Genomic DNA, 16,817 nt, shown 5'->3' on the forward strand with positions numbered 1-16,817 from the left:
GATGGCGATGAGTAGTACGGCTTTCGAATTACATCCAACGCTGGCTGCTGACACGGTCTGGCTGGGTGATCTGCCGCTGTGCCGCGTGCTGCTGGCACGGGAGAGCCGCTATCCGTGGTTGATCCTGGTTCCCCGCCGCGCGGGTGTCCGCGAAATTCACGAACTGGAAGATGAAGCGGCTGTCCTGCTGGCTGAGTCCTGCTGTGTTGCGCGCCTGATGCAGGCGTCGCTGATGCCGGACAAGCTCAATGTGGCCGCCATTGGTAATGTGGTCGAGCAGCTGCACCTGCACCATGTCGCCCGTTTTCGTGAAGATGCCGCCTGGCCAAAACCGATTTGGGGCCTGTTGCCTGCGAAGCCCTACAGTGATGAGCAACTGGCGGCAACGATATCCCGTTGGCGGCAATGGCTTGCCGTGTTGCCGGAGTTTGTGGTCGCGGTCTGAGCGTGCATGTAAGCATCATGCGCTGAACCTTTAACATGCAGATGGGGGCCTGCGGCCCCTATGTACCGGCTCAGTTTGCCGGGCAGAGGCAACCCAGAATGGCCTGCCGGCTGGCCCCGGTGACGGCGGACAGGTTGCCAGCGCGACCGTCGAGAAAGCTCTTGGCAAGCCAGGCAAACGCGATACCTTCCACCCAGTCCGGATGCAATCCCAGGGCATCAGTTGAGTCAAGTTGCCATCCCGGCAGCAGGTCGACCAGTCGATAGATCAGGGCATCGTTGTGAACCCCGCCACCACAGATAAAGAGTTCTGGCTCCTTAACGCCGGTGGCCAGAGGCAGTATGGCGTCGGCGATACTGCGAGCCGTGAACTCCAACAGGGTGCGCTGTACGTCTTCGGCACGCATCGGTGGGCGCTCGGCAAGAAAGAGTTCCATCCAGGGGAGCGTGAAGGTTTCGCGCCCCGTGCTTTTGGGGTGTGGCATGTGAAAATAGGGGTGACCTAGCAGGCGCTGCAGCAGATCGGTATTCACCCAGCCGCTGGCGGCCCAGGCACCCTTGGCGTCATAGTGTCCGCCCTTGTGCTTGCGATACCACTGATCCATCAAGGTGTTGCCGGGGCCGGTATCAAAACCGAACACTTGATCATCCGGGCCTGGCAGCACGGAGACATTGGCAATGCCGCCGATATTCAGGATCATTCGCGGGCCTTTATGCGAACCGAAAACCGCCTGGTGGAAGGCTGGAACCAGAGGTGCCCCCTGGCCTCCCAATGCCATGTCCTTGGCTCTGAAGTCACAGATCACATCAATGCCTGTTTCGACCGCCAGCCGAGCGCCATTACCGATTTGCAGGGTGAATCCCAGTTCGGGGCGATGACGTATGGTTTGGCCATGTGAACCTATGGCTCGGATTTGGTTGGGATGATGTCCGGTTTTGGCCAGCAGGGCGCGGACTGCGCCGGCAAAGTGGACAGCGACGATCTGGTCCATCTCGCCCATGCGATCAATTTCATTTATCCCGGGGTTGCACAATGCGTGCAGACGGTTGGCGACTTTCACCGGCCAGGGTTGGGCGTGACTGGCCAGCAGCTCGGGGCGCTCACCGTGAAAGCGCACAAGAACGGCATCGATGCCATCCATGCTGGTTCCGGACATCAGACCGATATACAGCTCACTCATAGTCTGTGACTCCGATAGGGCAAGGTGAGTGAGTATTTACCGGGGTAGTCTCAGTGGCCATACGGCAACAGGCTCCGGATCGAACAGGCATAGCGTTTCTCATCCCCAAGGTCATGACGTCTGGAATTCTTATTCTGGTTCAGGGTCTGTTCAGCGGTTGGCCGGAGAATCGCAGCGAAAGCCGGCCTTGACCAACGGCTTAGCGGGTCGGCGTCAGTTTACAGACTTTCCATTGCCGCCGCCATTCCGTAAGATGGTCGCGTTTTTTCATTTAATGATGTGGAGTAGAGAACCATGACCCAGCTGGAAGCCGCGCTGGCCGAGATCAAGCGTGGAGCCGAAGAAATACTGGTAGAAGAAGAGCTGATTGCCAAGCTGAAGGAAGGTCGTCCGCTGCGTATCAAGTTGGGGATGGATCCGACCGCACCAGATATTCACCTGGGCCATACCGTTATCCTCAACAAGCTGCGAACCTTTCAGGATCTCGGGCATGAAGTGTTGCTGTTGATTGGCGACTTCACTGCGATGGTGGGTGACCCATCAGGCAAAAATGCCACGCGTCCACCACTGTCTGAAGAGGCGATCAAAGAAAACGCGCGGACCTACGCAGAGCAAGCCTTCAAGATCCTCGACCCGGAACGCACCCAGATCGTCTACAACTCCTCCTGGCTCAAGGAGCTGGGGGCCACTGGACTGATCAAGCTGGCCGCCAAGCAGACCGTGGCCCGGATGCTCGAGCGCGATGACTTCAAGAAGCGCTACGCCGGTGGTCAGTCGATTGCCATTCACGAATTCTTATATCCGCTGTTGCAGGGCTACGACTCGGTCGCCCTCAAGGCCGACGTTGAACTGGGCGGTACCGATCAGAAATTTAACTTGCTGATGGGCCGCGAGTTGCAAAAAGAAGCCGGCATGGCGGCACAATGTGTCTTGATGATGCCATTGCTGGTGGGGCTGGATGGCGTCAAGAAGATGTCCAAGTCGGCTGCCAACTATATCGGTGTGCATGATGCGCCGAATGAGATGTTTGGCAAGATCATGTCCATCAGTGACGAATTGATGTGGAGCTACTACGAGCTGCTGTCATTCCGCCCACTCACCGAAATCGAGTCGTTCAAGGCCGGGATCGCGGCCGGCACGCTCAATCCGCGTGATGTGAAGATCTGGTTGGCGAAGGAGATCATTACGCGCTATCACGATGCCGCCGCAGCGGAAGCAGCGCATGAGGACTTTACTCAGCGATTCTCGAAGAATGCCATTCCGGACGAGATGCCAGAGGTGACACTGGTTGCGACCGAAGGTGGTCTCGCGGTAGCCAATTTGCTCAAGGAGGCCGGTCTGGTTGAAACCACCTCTGAGGGGCTGCGCATGATCAAGCAAAACGCAGTCAAATGCGATGGCGATGTGGTTGCCGATGGTAAACTGTTAGTTGCCGCAGGCACTGCGGTCTGGCAGGTAGGCAAGCGTAAATTTGCGCGGGTAACCGTCGCGTAACGCTGGATATCCAGCCAACAAAAACGGCGCCGTAAGGCGCCGTTTTTGTTGGGCGGCAACAGTTGCCGCCTAGCCAGGCAATACCAAATGTTAGCATCGGTTTTGTCTGCGGCTTGCTACAGAATATGGGCAAGGGCGTCGCTTGATGGTGCTGTGATAGGCGAGAATAAATGGCGTCCCCAGCAGGAATCGAACCTGCATCTAGCCCTTAGGAGGGGCTTGTTCTATCCGTTGAACTATGAGGACGCGGCGCGGCGCATTATAGCAAAGCAGAGGGTCAAATCCAGACTGGAGATAGAGATATTCCAGTCTGGACAGATAGTTACTCAAGAATGGCCAGATCGTTTGGTTGAATATTCGCCGGGGCATAGCGGCTGCCTGGCATCAGGATGGCATTGTTGTTGTAGACCCGTTTGACTTCCATGCTGGTCATCGTCGGATTGCGAATGATGCGTTCGTGGCCCTGTTCATCATTGAAGTTGGCTTTCTGTTCGATATAGAAGCGGTCGCCTACTTTAATGCCATGGCGCTTGCCGAGGTTAATGTGGTACTGATCCCCGTCGACGCGCAAAATCCGGGCGATGGGCTTGGTACATTGCAGTTTCATCTGCAAATCGACCGCGACCTTGTCCAGTTGTGCACTGACTTCGCGGCCGTAGGATGAGCGCCAGAATGGCTGACCGCCGACATCGACCTGCTCTTGTTTGTCAAACGGCCAAGTTGCGCTGCTTTGATAGCGGCCTTGGTCGACCAACTCACCTGTCAGGCCATCAAACAGATAAATTTGCAGTGCAAACTGGCGCACCGGATCTTTTAACCACCGGGTGAGTGTATTGCCATCGGCATCGCGCAATGACATGTCCTCAATCACACCAAACAGCAAGTATTGGCTGTCCGTATCGGCGGCCAGGGACTGCATCTGGCGGACATAACCACTCTCACCAAACTCCAGCCGACGGGGATCCAGTCCGAGATTGGCATCCAGCCAGCGTCGGGTGACGAAATTCTGACGCAGTAGACCGAGGCGATTGAAAAGTTGGCGCGTCAATTCGCGATTGATGTCATAAAGTTGGCCATAACTGGCCTGATCCGGCTCTGCGAGTCGAAAACGGATCAAGGTGATCCCCTTGGCATACTGGCCGCCCAGGCAACGACTGCGCTCCGCGACCACATAGGCTCTTAATTTGACACTCAATCTGTCGTTATGGCGCGCTTCTTCCAGGAGATTATATTGCCGGATCTCGCTGTTACTGCGGATTTGGAACTGGTCTTTGGTCAAGGCTCCATTACTCAGCCCCTGGATACTGGACACCGAAGCTCCAGCCTGCAGCATCGCCTGACGCAACGCGTCCTGAACCGCTTGTTCGCGGGCAAGATCGACATCGCTGTCGACGATGGGGGCGCTGCCTTGAGCGACAATCCACTGTGCCTGCGCGGGCCAGGCCAACAGCAGGAATAATGCGAGCCATAGTTTCATGGTATTCATCTTGCTAGGGGTTTGTGGTGGAAATGCATTTTGTGTGCCGAGATACGATTATCTGATTTTCGGCTTAAGGAATGCATGGGATGGCCGATAATAGGGTAATGCTAAACAGGATGCTGGAGATCATCATGAAAAAGACGGCTTTATGGGTGGGGATCCTGGTGATGCTTGCCGGTTGCTCATCCTCGCAGTCTGCCCAGCCAAAGACAGCGTATGCCGGCCCAAGTGGCAACGGTACCGAACTGAATCGTTTGGTGTCTGACCTGGCAGACCGCTTGTTCCAGACCAAGTTGGCCGGTGGGCGTCCCATGTCGCCGATCGCCGTGACGTCGTTCGTCAATCTCAGCACACTAGAGAGCACGAACTGGTTAGGGCAGCAGTTGGCCGAGGATCTGGTGCATGAATTGCATCGTCGTGGCGAAATCGTGTTTGACTACAAGCTGACCGGTAGTATCAAGGTCACGCCGGAAGGGGATTATGTGTTCAGCCGTGACTGGACTGAATTGGCAAAACGGGTACCTGTCTCTCGAGTGCTCACTGGAACCATGTCACGCAATGCCAATGGTGTGGTGATCAATGCCCGCATCGTCAGCCTGAAAACACATATGGTGGAGGCGACAGCTCAAGGGTTTGTTCCTGCCAGCTTGCTGATGCAGGGGAATTCGCTGGATAGTGGACGAGCTGTCACGATTACCAAGGGGATGCTGGTGCGAGGTGAGTATCCGGGCCAGTACAGCAACTCGGTAGAACTGACACATTGAGGTCATTATGTTCAGACGTAGTTTTATGTTGCTCTGTGTCGTGGGCATGGCCGCGTGCAGCAATAATGGCGTGACGCGCTATCAAGTTGAAGAACCAGAGCGCTTTCCGGTTTTGCATGCGGTTGGCTACGCGATTGTCGATGTGCAACCCGGGCCGAGTAAGTCCGAAAAAGTGCTGCAGGCACTGCGCGCGTCAAAACTGGATGCTTACCGCGAGTTGACGGAACAGGTTTATGGTCAATCGTTGCAAGGTGGCACCACGTTACGAGATGCGGTGCAAACCAGCAATCAGCTGCAGGCCTCGGTGGATGGCATGGTCCGCGGTGCTCGCGTCGTACGCAGTTACCCGCTGGATAACATGTATGCCACCGAGCTCGAGCTCGACACGCGGGTGCTGTTTGATTTGTATCGCCTGCAGGGCGCGTTGTAAGCACAGATTCGATGTCAAAAAAGCGCCATCAAGGCGCTTTTTTTTTCGCGACGGCAGGAGGCAGCGCTAGGCTTTGAGGTTCAGATTCAGACCACCTGCGGCGCGCGGCGTGCCTTTGTTGTCGTAAGTGGTGCTGTTGCGGTCACGAATTTGCGTCAACACAGTGGCGAGGCGGCGGTTGGAAGTCAGGCTCATCTCGATCAGCTTGCCGTTCACTTCGTTTCGTTCCTGACAGCGTTGCAATTTGTCGACCAGTTGCTCTCGCATCGGTGCCAGATCGGCGGCCAGCCGTTCACGCTCCGGGTCTTGTGCGATGCACTGATCCTGCTGCTGAATTTGCTGTAACAGGGATTGTTTCTGGATTGCCAAATCAGGAAGGGCTAATGCATTACGCTGCTGCAACAGGGCGAACTCCTGATCCAGCAGCGAATAGAGATCATCTAGAAGCGTATCTTGCGATTGAAGTAGCTCAGTCAGGGTACTCATTTATATAGCTGTTCCAGCTCCGACTCCAGAGAGACCATTTTCTTGGCCAGTCGATCACTGTCAACCTTGTATTCACCACGTTCTATCGCGGCTTTGAGGGACTCGACCTTGCTCTGATTGAAGCCGGGGGCATCCTTGACTTTTTGTTGCAACTTATTCAGGGACTGCGCTTGATCCGTCAATACGACGGCGTCCTGACGAACGGGGACCTGGCCTGTGGTGCTGCTATTGGTTGCCTGGGTACCACTGCCCTGCTGGCTGCTGCTGTTGCCAGCGACCTTGCCAGGGGAGTTGTTCATCAGGTTGCTGATGTTGTTGATGGCCATGATGAGCTACCTTCTGTTCGCCTGAAATTGCCTCTGTCCAGTCTATCGGCCATCGCCAGATAAACTTTAGAAAAAAGTGAAACCTGACTTTACATCCTTACACGTACGCGCCCCACGGCCTCGACTGTTGCGGATATGACACGTTGTGAACGCAAATTTTGTACCCGGATGGTATCACCGAAACTGCCATCTTGCAGGGCTTTGCCTGCGGTTGAGATCGCAATCCCTGAAGTGCTGGCTTCAATGGCTACGGTATCGTCCCGGCAGACCACGCAAATCTGGTTTTGGCGCACTGGTTGTCCAGGCTTCAGATCCCGCTTGCTGCGACTGCCCACCAACAGGGATGGCTCGGTGAAGTTGTCACCGCGCAGCATGACTTCATCCATGAAATCCACTTTGAGCAATCCGGCGGTCAGCACTGTGTTCTTGGTGATGGGCTCGCTGACGGTGACAAACGGCTTGAGGATGCGCACGCGAACAGGCACGTAGATCTCCCATGTCGGTGTTTCATCACAGCTGAGCTTGACCGTGGTGTTGCGTTTTATGTCGCCATTGCCGGCCAATGTTGGCGTGATATGACCGGTACAGGGATGCTGTATGCGACGGCTATCTATCGACGAAGCGGTCACCTCCGCTTGGCTGGTCGGATCGATAACTAGCTGTGTATAAACAAATTGTTCCGCCTGGGTCTGTAGTTCTGCCGTGACATCTGTCGCAGCAAAACACGTTTTGCTCAACAGGAGTGTTGGCAAGATCAGACAAACGCGACTAATCATTTTCAAGTACTTGCTGATAAAGCAAAATAACGACATATAAGAATGTACTATCCTTGCTGTTAATGGATGATACGGTTTTTACCGTTATCCTTTATGAAAGTTAACAGTCGCGACAAGCGGCTTGCTAGCGGCAATTATGCAGAAAGGGTGCCAATAGCCTCACAGGAGAGAATTATGGCAAGTATCCTGGACTCAGTGAACCAGCTGACCCAATTAGTCGGACAAAACCGCCTCGAATTGCTGCTGTTTCGTCTTAATGGGCGTCAACGCTTTGGCATCAACGTCTTTAAGGTCCGCGAGGTATTGCAATGCCCGCAACTGACCATCATGCCGAAGCTGCATCCTTACGTGCGTGGCGTGGCTCATATTCGTGGCCATACCATTTCCGTCATTGATTTGAGTATGGCGACAGGCGGCCGTCCCATCGCTGATCTGACCAAATGCTTCATCATCATCGCCGAGTACAACCGTTCTGTGCAGGGCTTCTTGGTGGGGAGCGTCGAGCGCATCATCAATATGAACTGGGAGGCCATTTTACCTCCGCCCAAGGGCGCCGGCCGCTTCAACTACATGACTGCCGTCACTGAAGTGGATGGTGAGCTGGTCGAGATCCTGGATGTCGAGAAGATCCTTGATGAAATCTCCCCGGTGAATACCGAAGTGAGCAAGGAACTGGTGGTGGAGAGTGCGCATCACGATCCCCATGGCCGTCCGGTTTTGGTTGCGGATGACTCTTCGGTTGCACGCAAGCAGGTGGAACGCGCTTTGAATGCCATTGGTGTGAAGTGCCTGCTGGCCAAAGATGGCAAGGATGCGTTGAATCTGTTGCAGGATATGGCCAAGAAAGGGCCTATCAGTGAGCAGGTCGCGTTGGTGATATCCGATATTGAAATGCCGGAGATGGATGGTTACACGCTGACGGCCGAGATCCGCAATGATCCGTCACTGCGTGGACTGCACATCATTTTGCACACCTCACTGAGTGGCGTCTTTAACCAGGCGATGGTGCAGAAAGTTGGTGCCAACAACTTCATTGCCAAGTTTAACCCGGATGAACTTGCCAAGGCGGTTCAGGATGCGATGTAACCCACTTATGCAGAATTTATAATGAAGACACTGTCCGAAGAGCTTTACAAACAGTTCAGTGCCTTTTTGGAGGCCCAGAGCGGTATCGTTCTGGGTGCCAATAAGCAGTATCTGGTCAAGAGCCGACTGGCGCCCCTTCTGGGGCAGTTTGGAGCGGCAACCCTTTCCGATCTCATCAAGCGGGCCATGGATCCGCGCGAGCGGGATTTGAAAATGACGGTGGTTGATGCGATGACCACCAACGAGACACTCTGGTTCCGGGATGTTTACCCGTTTCAACTGCTGACAGACAAGATCTTTCCCGAACTGGGTAAGGCTGGTCGTCCGTTGAAGATCTGGTCGGCCGCCAGCTCTTCCGGGCAGGAGCCGTATTCCATCGCCATGACAGCCCTGGAACAACAAATCAAGAAACCGGGCACCATGCCGGGTGGGGTACAAATCATCGGTACCGATATTTCGCCCACCATGCTCAATCAGTGCAAGGAGGGCGTTTACGATAGTCTGGCGCTGGCCCGAGGCCTGTCTCCGGAACGCAAGCGTCAATTTTTCGAGCCTTGTGGCGACAACAAGATGCGCGTCACCGACCGCGTCAAAAAATTGGTGAGCTTCCGGCCGTTCAACCTGCTCGACAACTACAGCCTGTTGGGCAAGTTTGACATTATTTTTTGCCGTAATGTGCTGATTTACTTCGCTCCCGAAGTAAAGTCAAAAATACTCAACCAGTTCGCATCCAGCCTGAATCCTGGCGGCTATCTCATGCTGGGAGCCTCCGAGTCTCTCACCGGTTTGACGGATCGTTTCGAGATGATCCGCTGCAATCCCGGCATCGTCTACAAAGTCAAATAGCCTTATATGGCACACCTCTTGCAGTATTTTTGGCAGGAGGTGCGCTATGGCCATTTCATTCGACAAAGCATTCGGTATTCACCAATACACACTCGGCGTCCGTGCAGAACGGGCGGAGGTGATTTCGGCGAACATTGCCAATGCGGATACACCCGGCTACAAGGCGAGGGATCTCGATTTCTCCTCGGCCCTGGAACAGGCTAAGAGTCAGCTGCAGTCAGGCGTCAGTCTGGCACGCAGTGACTCGCGCCACCTTCAGGCAGATAGCGCTTTTTCTGGCGCCCTTAAATATCGAAACCCGGATCAACCGGATACTGGTGATGGTAATTCGGTGGATGTGCAGCAAGAAAGAATGGCATTCATGGAGAATGGTCTGGAGTACCAGACGTCGATGGAATTCCTGAATAGCCGTATTTCTGGACTGTTAAAAGCAATCAAAGGAGATCAGGCATGAGTCTGTTCCGCATCCTTGATATCGCCGGCTCGGCGATGAGTGCTCAGTCTGTCCGGCTCAATGCTACCGCCAGCAATCTGGCGAATGCCGAGAGTGTCAGCTCCAGTGCGGAAACAACTTACCGTGCCCGCCGGCCAGTTTTTGCCGCTGCATTGGACGATGCCATGCAGGGGGGGGAATCAGCCAGCCCGGGTGTCCAAGTTAAAGGCATCGTCGAGAGTCAGGCTCCGCTGGTGCGTGAGTACAACCCCAATCATCCCATGGCCGACACGGATGGTTTTATCTATCGCTCGAATGTCAACCAGGTGGAAGAGATGGCCGACATGATGAGTGCTAGCCGTTCTTACCAAACCAATGTGCAGGTGGCCGATACGGCAAAGCAGATGCTGCTGCAGACATTGCGCTTGGGCAAGGGTTAAGGAGGTAGCAGATGTCTATTTATAGCGATATCGGCCTGAATACCACGAAGACGACCACGGCCGCCAGCTCGGCAGCCAGCAGCACGAAAAGTAACAGCCTGTCCCAAGAGGATTTTCTGTCGCTGTTGACTACCCAGCTGGCGTACCAGGATCCCACCAACCCGGTCGACAATGCCGAGATGGTGTCGCAGATGGCGCAGATTTCGACCGTTGAGGGTATTACCTCACTGAATAATTCAGTCAGCAGCTTGAGCTCGGTGGTGACATCCAGTCAGGCTCTGATGGCGTCCGGTCTGGTCGGTCAGAAGGTGCTGATGCCAACCAATACCGGCTATCTGACCAGTGCTGATGGCCTCACGGGGGTACTGGCCACCGGTTCCGGCGCCTCGGATCTGAAGGTGACAGTGACAGATGCCAACGGTGCGGTTGTCTACGAGGAGTCGATGTCCGGCGACTATACGGGCAACGTCCCCTTCTCATGGGATGGCAAGGACAGCGATGGCAATCCTGTGGCAGATGGGAAATATACCGTCAAGGTTAACGGTTTGGTGGATGGCAAGAGCCAGGATCTTTCTGCGTTGGTCTATGGCAAGGTCAGCAGTGTCACACTGGGCACCTCATCAACAGCGACCACATTGAATATCAACGGTTTGGGCTCCATCGAGCTCAGCAAGATTCTCGAAGTTACCAGTTAATTTCAGCGGCGAACGCGAAGGAGCGATTATGTCATTCAATATTGCACTGAGCGGGCTCAACGCCTCGCAAAAGCAACTCGACGTCACGGCTAACAACATTGCCAACGTCAATACGACCGGCTTCAAGGGCTCGCGGGCCGAATTTTCCGATGTCTACTCCAGCTCGGTGTTTGCCAATGCCAAAACTGTCGTCGGAAACGGTGTGCAAACTGCCGCGGTAACCCAGCAGTTTCACCAAGGTGCGCTGCAGAGTACCAACAGTGCGCTGGATCTGGCGATTAAGGGCGAAGGCTTCTTTGTCACCTCGGGCGCCTTGACCAGCCAGGACAGAACCTACACCCGTGCCGGGGCATTCCAGATCAATGATGATGGTTATGTCACGACGTCTCAGGGGCAGTATCTGCAGGTCTACCAGGTCAACGATGATGGTACGCCCAAAGCGGTGAGTCTCGATTCAACTCAGGCATTGCAGATCCCGTCTGTGGCCGGGAAGCCGACTGCGACGACCAAGGTCAATGAAAGTCTCAATCTGCCTGCCAATGGCACGGCCGTGGATCCGGCAAACTTCGACCCGACGGATTCCGATACCTACACCTCCTCTACTTCGGTGGTGATCTATGACTCGTTAGGTCAATCCCATACCGTCACCCAGTACTTTATGAAGGATTCTACGGCCACCACCAACCCGAATACCTGGCGTCTGGTGACCTATGTCGACAATCAGGCGGTAGATATCAATGGCGGCACTGGCACACCGGCAGGGGCTGTGCTGGAGTTTGATACCCAGGGCGCGCTGACTTCGCAAACCCCGGCCACCATTACCACAGAGGCGTTGGGTACGCCTGGCGCCGGGGTCATCACCAATGGTGCGGATGGGACCCAGACCTTCTCCATCGATTTTGACACCATCACCCAGTATGCGTCGGCATTCTCCGTCAGCAGTCTGTCGCAGGATGGTTCCACCGTCGGACAATTGACGAACGTCGATATCGGTTCCGATGGTCTGGTTGCGGCCACCTATAGCAATGGCACCACGGTGAACCTGGGGATGGTGGCGATGGCGAAGTTCTCCAACCCGCAGGGGCTGACACAGATTGGCGATACCTCCTGGAAGGCTTCGCTGGCTTCAGGGGAGGCGGTGCCATCGCAGGCCGGGATTGGGACAGTGGGGAGCATCCAGTCCTCGGCGCTGGAAGCATCGAACACCAATTTGTCTTCTGAGCTTGTCGATCTCATCACGGCACAGCGTAACTACCAGGCGAACTCTCGGGCACTGGAAGTCAATAGTACGTTGCAGCAGACGATCCTGCAGATCCGTTAATCCCGACGAAAAAAGAGGCGGCCTTGAGCCGCCTTTCTTTTTAATTCAATAAGTTAAATCCAACTCCTTTCGCTGTTCACGCTTTGCTCAAAGAGTGGCACGCCCATTGCATTATCTGGCTAAAGTCACCTTTTTGACTGGAGACAGACATGGATCACCTGCTTTACATCGCCATGTCGGGGGCCAAGGAAAACATGAATAGCCTGGCCGTCCGCAGCAACAATCTGGCCAATGCCAACACGGTCGGTTTCAAGGCCGATCTCGAGCAAGCCAGATCGATGCAAGTCTACGGTGAAGGATTGCCGAGCCGGGTGTTTGCGCTGACCGAAAGCCCGGGACAGCGTATGGAGGCCGGAGCCCTGATGACCACTGGCCGCGATCTGGATGTCGCGGTGCAGGGGAACGGCATGATGGTGGTTCAGGATGGCGAAGGCAAAGAGGCGTTCACCCGTATGGGCAGCCTGCGTGTGTCTCCTCTCGGCGTCCTGGAGACCACCAATGGCCTCAGCATCCTGGATGAGTCGGGACAGCCGATCGTGCTGCCATTACCGATGGAAAAGGTTGAGATCAATCAGGATGGTACCGTCGTCGGTCGCCCCGAAGGCGCCGCGCCGGACACCATTGAGGAATACCAGCGCATCAAGCTGGTCAATCCGGATACCCGGGCCTTGTCCAAGGGGACGGACGGTTTGTTCCGTCGTGCCGATGGCCAGGCCGAGCAGGCTGATGCAGGCGTGCGCCTGATGAGCGGTGCGCTCGAGGGCAGCAATGTCAATGTGGTTGATGAAATGACCAACCTGATCCGCCTGCAACGGCAGTTCGATACCCAGGTCAAGCTGATGCAGACCGCCGAAAAGAATGACGAAGTGCAGAACCAACTGCTGCGACTGAGTTAAGGACGAGGAGAAGATTATGATTCCCGCTTTGTGGATTAGTAAAACCGGCCTGGATGCCCAGCAGACCAATATCTCTGTGGCGTCTAACAACCTGGCCAACGCCTCGACTGTCGGTTTCAAGAAAGGCCGCGCTGTGTTTGAGGACCTATTGTACCAGAACGTTCATCAACCGGGTGGCCGCTCCTCAGCCGATACGACGCTGCCGTCCGGTCTGATGCTGGGTGCCGGTACCAAGGTGGTCGCAACACAGAAAAGCTTTACCCAGGGCGATGTGCAGACGACCGACAATGCGCTGGATGTGATGATTGAAGGGCGAGGCTTTTTTGAAGTCCAGATGCCGGATGGCACTACCTCTTATACCCGGAATGGTCAATTTGCGCTCAACTCTGAAGGCACTCTGGTGACATCGGGTATGGGTTATCCGGTACAGCCGGAGATCCAGATCCCTCAGGATGCTGAAAGCGTCACGGTTGGTGGTGATGGCCAGGTCTCGGTGAAGATTACCGGTCAGGCCGAAAGCCAGGTGATTGGGCAATTGACGGTGACTGACTTTGTCAACCCGGCAGGGTTACAACCGGTTGGCGAGAACCTCTATGTCGAGACACAGTCCAGTGGTGCTCCGCTGCAAGGGGTCGCCGGAGCCGACGGCCTCGGTACCATCAAACAGGGCATGCTGGAGACCTCGAACGTCAATGTGACCGAAGAGTTGGTCAACCTGATCCAGGCTCAACGGGTGTACGAGATGAACTCCAAGGTTCTCTCCACCGTCGATCAGATGATGTCATTCCTGACTCAACGTACCTGAGGAGGCGCCAGATCATGTTCCCTAGAATGGCGATATGTCTGCTGGTGTTGGGTGTGGCGGGTTGTACCTCGCTGCCCAACTCACCGCAACCAGATGACCCGGCATTTGCACCTGTGCTGCCGGAGGAGGATGTCATCAATGTCGAACCGACAGGCTCGATCTTCAGCCAGGGACAGGTCAACAGCATCTACTCGGATATCAAGGCTCACAGGGTCGGTGATTTGATCACGGTGCAATTGGTGGAATCGACCACGGCGAAAAAAAATGCCAATTCCCAATCCGGCAAGGACTCAAGCCTGGGGCTGGATGCGCTCAAACTGGGGGGTAGCACCGTCACGCTCAATGGCTATGACACGAGCGTGAGCATGGGGGCCAATAACAGCTTCAAAGGCCAGGCCAAGGCAGATCAGAGCAACAGTCTGCAGGGCAATATTTCGGTCAGCGTGGTTCGGGTCCTGCCCAACGGCAATCTGGTGGTCCGCGGTGAAAAGTGGCTGATGCTGAATAACGGCAACGAGTATATCCGCATCACCGGCCTGGTTCGCTCCGAGGACGTGAATGCCGATAACACAGTGTTATCACAGCGGATTGCCAATGCCCGCATCCAATACGGTGGCACCGGTGACCTGGCCAACAGCCAGGAGCGAGGCTGGTTCAGCCAGTTCTTTAACGGCCCCTACAGCCCCTTCTAGGAGATGGTCATGAAAGCCTTTATCAATCTGACGCTGGGTGTGGCTCTGGTCCTGGCCAGCCTGCAAACGGCAGAGGCCGCCCGGATCAAGGATTTGGCCAAGGTTCAGGGCGTCCGCAGCAACCAGTTGATCGGCTATGGTCTGGTCGTGGGGTTGCCGGGGACCGGGGAGAAGAACAACGCCTTCTCCGAACAGACGTTCAAGACCATGTTGAACAATTTTGGCATCAAGGTCTCCGACAGTCTGAAACCGAAGATCAAGGATGTGGCACCGGTGGCGGTACATGCCGATCTGCCCGCCTTTTCCAAACCGGGGCAGACCATAGACGTCACCGTGTCTGCCATCGGCGAGGCGAAGAGCTTGCGCGGTGGCACCCTGTTGCAGACGTTTCTCAAAGGCGCTGATGGTCGTGTCTATGCCGTTGCCCAGGGCTCCCTGGTCGTCGGTGGTCTCGGGGCTGAGGGGGCGGATGGATCCAAGGTGGTCGTCAATACCCCGACGGTCGGCCGCATTCCCAATGGCGCATCGGTAGAACGCGAAGTGCCCAGCTCATTCAACTCCGGCGATACCATCACCTTCAACCTGAACCGCTCGGACTTCACCACGGCCAAACGCATGGCGGATGTGATCAATGGTCTGGTCGGGGCGGATACGGCTCGGCCTCTGGATGCGACGTCGGTCCAGGTGTTTGCTCCCCGCGATCCGGCGCAGCGCGTCTCCTATCTGGCGACGCTGGAGAATCTGGAAGTCGACCCGGCAGAGGAAGGGGCGAAGATTATCGTCAACTCCCGGACGGGCACCATCGTCATCGGTAGCCAGGTCAAACTTAAGCCGGCGGCCATTACCCATGGCGGTCTGACGGTGACGATCTCCGAAAATCCGCAGGTATCTCAACCGAATGCCTTTTCCAATGGACAAACGGCGGTGGTACCGAATTCGACAATCAATGTGCAGCAGGAAAACAACCGCATGTTCAAGCTGGATACCGGGAGCACATTGGACGAACTGGTACAGGCCATCAATCAGGTCGGGGTTGCCCCCGGTGATCTGATGGCGATCCTGGAGGCGCTGCAACAAGCAGGCGCTATTCAGGGTGAGCTGGTAATTCTCTGAGGTATCAAGGAGATGGCGATGGATAAGGCAACGACTGATATCGGTTTGGTTCAGGATATTCGTGGACTGGATCAACTGCGTAAATTGAGTAATCAGGGTGATGCCAGCCAGCAACAGGCGCTGGAGGCGGCCGCTCGCCAGTTCGAAGCCATCTTCAACCAGATGTGGGTCGGCAGCATGCGGGAGGCCAATTCAGCCATTGCGCCGGACAGCCCGCTGAATAGCCGTTACAGCCAATTTTTCCAAGGCATGCTCGATGAACAGATGACGGCCAGCATGGCGTCACCGAAGAGCAACAGCAGCCTGTCCCGGCTGATCGTCAAGCAATTGTCACCGCAGTCGGACACCGGCGGCGATACGGCGCCACGCGAGCTGAAGATGCCGGATGAGCGGTTACCAGTGATGCGTCGCTTTGCCCGTTGGGAAGGGAATAACAGCCAAAATTCAGTCACCGATGCTGTTGGCACGGATGGTGCATATACGGGTAATAACGCCCGCGCTGATAGTGCTGTCCAGGCCGGCGTTGCAGCGGCAGAGCGCTTTGTGGCGCGGATGGAGCGGATGCAACGGCAAGGCGGTGGTGGCAGCGACAGCGCAGGAGCAAGCAATTTTTCGTCCCCCGAAGCGTTCGTGCGGCAACTTTTGCCGGCAGCGCGTGAGGTGGCAAGCCGGATCGGTTTATCGCCTGTCGCCTTGTTGGCCCAGGCGGCACTGGAAACGGGATGGGGTCGCAACATGATGAAAAACAGCGACGGCAGCAATGGAAACAACCTGTTCGGTATCAAGGCTGGACGGCGCTGGCAGGGGAATACCACGCAAGCGGACAGTCTGGAGTTTGAACAGGGTCAGGCCGTGATGCGCAATTCATCGTTTCGCAGCTACCGCTCGTTTGTGCAGAGCATGGAGGATTACGTGAATCTGATTGGCAACGATGCCCGCTACAGCAAGGCAAAAGCCGTGGCCCATGACCCGGATGCCTATTTTGAGGCGCTGCAGCAGGCCGGTTATGCCACCGATCCACAGTACGCCGACAAGCTTAAGCGCGTCATCCGCAGCGATGCGTTTGCCGGGCTCAGGTCTTCCGCCGAGATTTAACAGGTAAGGAGAGG

The 16,817-nt window shown here is 55.7% G+C and carries 20 protein-coding genes and 1 tRNA gene; 15 read left to right on the forward strand and 6 right to left on the reverse strand.

What is annotated here, in order from left to right; all coding sequences use genetic code 11:
- Positions 1-7 precede the first annotated feature (7 nt).
- On the forward strand, positions 8-445 hold the full coding sequence (locus tag ACFOSS_RS01410; protein ID WP_377150143.1) for an HIT domain-containing protein: 438 nt from the start codon (positions 8-10) through the stop codon (positions 443-445).
- A gap of 70 nt (positions 446-515) precedes the next feature.
- Here ACFOSS_RS01410 and ACFOSS_RS01415 read toward each other — a convergent pair whose 3' ends face one another.
- Positions 516-1,625: an anhydro-N-acetylmuramic acid kinase gene (locus ACFOSS_RS01415; protein WP_377150145.1), complete on the reverse strand. Its 1,110-nt coding sequence runs from the start codon at positions 1,623-1,625 to the stop codon at positions 516-518.
- A gap of 294 nt (positions 1,626-1,919) precedes the next feature.
- On the opposite strand from ACFOSS_RS01415, the gene tyrS reads away from it, so the two are divergent.
- Positions 1,920-3,119 carry a tyrosine--tRNA ligase gene (tyrS, locus tag ACFOSS_RS01420; protein ID WP_377150147.1) on the forward strand — a complete coding sequence of 400 codons (1,200 nt, stop codon included), beginning with the start codon at positions 1,920-1,922 and terminating at the stop codon, positions 3,117-3,119.
- Positions 3,120-3,290: 171 nt separating this feature from the next.
- Here the strand turns inward: tyrS and ACFOSS_RS01425 are convergent.
- Positions 3,291-3,365 (reverse strand) — tRNA-Arg (locus ACFOSS_RS01425).
- A 76-nt stretch (positions 3,366-3,441) separates the two neighbouring features.
- Complete coding sequence (locus tag ACFOSS_RS01430; RefSeq protein ID WP_377150149.1) at positions 3,442-4,596, reverse strand: flagellar assembly protein FlgT; 1,155 nt, start codon at positions 4,594-4,596, stop codon at positions 3,442-3,444.
- A gap of 134 nt (positions 4,597-4,730) precedes the next feature.
- Between ACFOSS_RS01430 and ACFOSS_RS01435 the strand changes: the two genes are divergently transcribed.
- Together ACFOSS_RS01435 and ACFOSS_RS01440 are read left to right on the forward strand one after the other, a co-directional pair.
- On the forward strand, positions 4,731-5,363 hold the full coding sequence (locus ACFOSS_RS01435) for a FlgO family outer membrane protein (RefSeq protein WP_377150151.1): 633 nt from the start codon (positions 4,731-4,733) through the stop codon (positions 5,361-5,363).
- 7 nt (positions 5,364-5,370) lie between these two features.
- Positions 5,371-5,793 carry an LPP20 family lipoprotein gene (locus tag ACFOSS_RS01440; protein WP_377150153.1) on the forward strand — a complete coding sequence of 141 codons (423 nt, stop codon included), beginning with the start codon at positions 5,371-5,373 and terminating at the stop codon, positions 5,791-5,793.
- Positions 5,794-5,859: 66 nt separating this feature from the next.
- Here the strand turns inward: ACFOSS_RS01440 and flgN are convergent, their stop codons facing one another.
- The 3 genes from flgN to flgA all read right to left on the reverse strand — a co-directional run bounded on the left by flgN (position 5,860) and on the right by flgA (position 7,381).
- On the reverse strand, positions 5,860-6,279 hold the full coding sequence (gene flgN / locus ACFOSS_RS01445; RefSeq protein WP_377150155.1) for a flagellar export chaperone FlgN: 420 nt from the start codon (positions 6,277-6,279) through the stop codon (positions 5,860-5,862).
- Positions 6,276-6,605, reverse strand: coding sequence for a flagellar biosynthesis anti-sigma factor FlgM (gene flgM / locus ACFOSS_RS01450; RefSeq protein ID WP_377150157.1), 330 nt, complete (start codon positions 6,603-6,605; stop codon positions 6,276-6,278). The genes flgN and flgM overlap by 4 nt, the downstream gene beginning before the upstream one ends.
- Before the next feature lie 89 nt (positions 6,606-6,694).
- Positions 6,695-7,381 carry a flagellar basal body P-ring formation chaperone FlgA gene (gene flgA / locus ACFOSS_RS01455; RefSeq protein ID WP_377150159.1) on the reverse strand — a complete coding sequence of 229 codons (687 nt, stop codon included), beginning with the start codon at positions 7,379-7,381 and terminating at the stop codon, positions 6,695-6,697.
- A gap of 174 nt (positions 7,382-7,555) precedes the next feature.
- On the opposite strand from flgA, the gene ACFOSS_RS01460 reads away from it, so the two are divergent.
- The 11 genes from ACFOSS_RS01460 to flgJ all read left to right on the forward strand — a co-directional run bounded on the left by ACFOSS_RS01460 (position 7,556) and on the right by flgJ (position 16,803).
- Positions 7,556-8,467 (forward strand): chemotaxis protein CheV, encoded by a 912-nt coding sequence (locus ACFOSS_RS01460; RefSeq protein WP_377150161.1) that lies wholly within the window; start codon positions 7,556-7,558, stop codon positions 8,465-8,467.
- A 21-nt stretch (positions 8,468-8,488) separates the two neighbouring features.
- Positions 8,489-9,313: a CheR family methyltransferase gene (locus ACFOSS_RS01465; RefSeq protein WP_377150163.1), complete on the forward strand. Its 825-nt coding sequence runs from the start codon at positions 8,489-8,491 to the stop codon at positions 9,311-9,313.
- Between the two features lie 46 nt (positions 9,314-9,359).
- On the forward strand, positions 9,360-9,767 hold the full coding sequence (flgB, locus tag ACFOSS_RS01470) for a flagellar basal body rod protein FlgB (RefSeq protein WP_377150165.1): 408 nt from the start codon (positions 9,360-9,362) through the stop codon (positions 9,765-9,767).
- Entirely contained in the window at positions 9,764-10,186 is a 423-nt protein-coding gene (gene flgC, locus ACFOSS_RS01475; RefSeq protein WP_377150167.1) for a flagellar basal body rod protein FlgC, read from the forward strand. The genes flgB and flgC overlap by 4 nt, the downstream gene beginning before the upstream one ends.
- An 11-nt stretch (positions 10,187-10,197) precedes the next feature.
- Complete coding sequence (locus tag ACFOSS_RS01480) at positions 10,198-10,881, forward strand: flagellar hook assembly protein FlgD (RefSeq protein ID WP_377150169.1); 684 nt, start codon at positions 10,198-10,200, stop codon at positions 10,879-10,881.
- 28 nt (positions 10,882-10,909) lie between these two features.
- On the forward strand, positions 10,910-12,202 hold the full coding sequence (gene flgE / locus ACFOSS_RS01485; protein WP_377150171.1) for a flagellar hook protein FlgE: 1,293 nt from the start codon (positions 10,910-10,912) through the stop codon (positions 12,200-12,202).
- Positions 12,203-12,351: 149 nt separating this feature from the next.
- Entirely contained in the window at positions 12,352-13,098 is a 747-nt protein-coding gene (gene flgF / locus ACFOSS_RS01490; protein ID WP_377150173.1) for a flagellar basal-body rod protein FlgF, read from the forward strand.
- Positions 13,099-13,114: 16 nt separating this feature from the next.
- Positions 13,115-13,903, forward strand: coding sequence for a flagellar basal-body rod protein FlgG (flgG, locus tag ACFOSS_RS01495; RefSeq protein WP_377150175.1), 789 nt, complete (start codon positions 13,115-13,117; stop codon positions 13,901-13,903).
- A gap of 14 nt (positions 13,904-13,917) precedes the next feature.
- On the forward strand, positions 13,918-14,595 hold the full coding sequence (gene flgH, locus ACFOSS_RS01500) for a flagellar basal body L-ring protein FlgH (protein WP_377150177.1): 678 nt from the start codon (positions 13,918-13,920) through the stop codon (positions 14,593-14,595).
- 9 nt (positions 14,596-14,604) lie between these two features.
- Positions 14,605-15,708, forward strand: coding sequence for a flagellar basal body P-ring protein FlgI (locus tag ACFOSS_RS01505; RefSeq protein WP_377150179.1), 1,104 nt, complete (start codon positions 14,605-14,607; stop codon positions 15,706-15,708).
- 18 nt (positions 15,709-15,726) lie between these two features.
- Positions 15,727-16,803 (forward strand): flagellar assembly peptidoglycan hydrolase FlgJ, encoded by a 1,077-nt coding sequence (flgJ, locus tag ACFOSS_RS01510; protein WP_377150181.1) that lies wholly within the window; start codon positions 15,727-15,729, stop codon positions 16,801-16,803.
- Positions 16,804-16,817: the final 14 nt, after the last annotated feature.

It is taken from the genome of Pseudaeromonas sharmana, from assembly GCF_042649925.1.
Classification (GTDB): Bacteria; Pseudomonadota; Gammaproteobacteria; order Enterobacterales; family Aeromonadaceae; genus Pseudaeromonas; species Pseudaeromonas sharmana.

Bases quoted from the DNA above. Each gene is read 5' to 3' on its own strand.
- ACFOSS_RS01410 (WP_377150143.1), top strand. From the start codon at position 8: ATGAGTAGTACGGCTTTCGAATTACATCCAACGCTGGCTGCTGACACG.
- ACFOSS_RS01415 (WP_377150145.1), bottom strand. From the start codon at position 1,625: ATGAGTGAGCTGTATATCGGTCTGATGTCCGGAACCAGCATGGATGGC.
- tyrS (WP_377150147.1), top strand. From the start codon at position 1,920: ATGACCCAGCTGGAAGCCGCGCTGGCCGAGATCAAGCGTGGAGCCGAA.
- ACFOSS_RS01430 (WP_377150149.1), bottom strand. From the start codon at position 4,596: ATGAAACTATGGCTCGCATTATTCCTGCTGTTGGCCTGGCCCGCGCAG.
- ACFOSS_RS01435 (WP_377150151.1), top strand. From the start codon at position 4,731: ATGAAAAAGACGGCTTTATGGGTGGGGATCCTGGTGATGCTTGCCGGT.
- ACFOSS_RS01440 (WP_377150153.1), top strand. From the start codon at position 5,371: ATGTTCAGACGTAGTTTTATGTTGCTCTGTGTCGTGGGCATGGCCGCG.
- flgN (WP_377150155.1), bottom strand. From the start codon at position 6,279: ATGAGTACCCTGACTGAGCTACTTCAATCGCAAGATACGCTTCTAGAT.
- flgM (WP_377150157.1), bottom strand. From the start codon at position 6,605: ATGGCCATCAACAACATCAGCAACCTGATGAACAACTCCCCTGGCAAG.
- flgA (WP_377150159.1), bottom strand. From the start codon at position 7,381: ATGATTAGTCGCGTTTGTCTGATCTTGCCAACACTCCTGTTGAGCAAA.
- ACFOSS_RS01460 (WP_377150161.1), top strand. From the start codon at position 7,556: ATGGCAAGTATCCTGGACTCAGTGAACCAGCTGACCCAATTAGTCGGA.
- ACFOSS_RS01465 (WP_377150163.1), top strand. From the start codon at position 8,489: ATGAAGACACTGTCCGAAGAGCTTTACAAACAGTTCAGTGCCTTTTTG.
- flgB (WP_377150165.1), top strand. From the start codon at position 9,360: ATGGCCATTTCATTCGACAAAGCATTCGGTATTCACCAATACACACTC.
- flgC (WP_377150167.1), top strand. From the start codon at position 9,764: ATGAGTCTGTTCCGCATCCTTGATATCGCCGGCTCGGCGATGAGTGCT.
- ACFOSS_RS01480 (WP_377150169.1), top strand. From the start codon at position 10,198: ATGTCTATTTATAGCGATATCGGCCTGAATACCACGAAGACGACCACG.
- flgE (WP_377150171.1), top strand. From the start codon at position 10,910: ATGTCATTCAATATTGCACTGAGCGGGCTCAACGCCTCGCAAAAGCAA.
- flgF (WP_377150173.1), top strand. From the start codon at position 12,352: ATGGATCACCTGCTTTACATCGCCATGTCGGGGGCCAAGGAAAACATG.
- flgG (WP_377150175.1), top strand. From the start codon at position 13,115: ATGATTCCCGCTTTGTGGATTAGTAAAACCGGCCTGGATGCCCAGCAG.
- flgH (WP_377150177.1), top strand. From the start codon at position 13,918: ATGTTCCCTAGAATGGCGATATGTCTGCTGGTGTTGGGTGTGGCGGGT.
- ACFOSS_RS01505 (WP_377150179.1), top strand. From the start codon at position 14,605: ATGAAAGCCTTTATCAATCTGACGCTGGGTGTGGCTCTGGTCCTGGCC.
- flgJ (WP_377150181.1), top strand. From the start codon at position 15,727: ATGGATAAGGCAACGACTGATATCGGTTTGGTTCAGGATATTCGTGGA.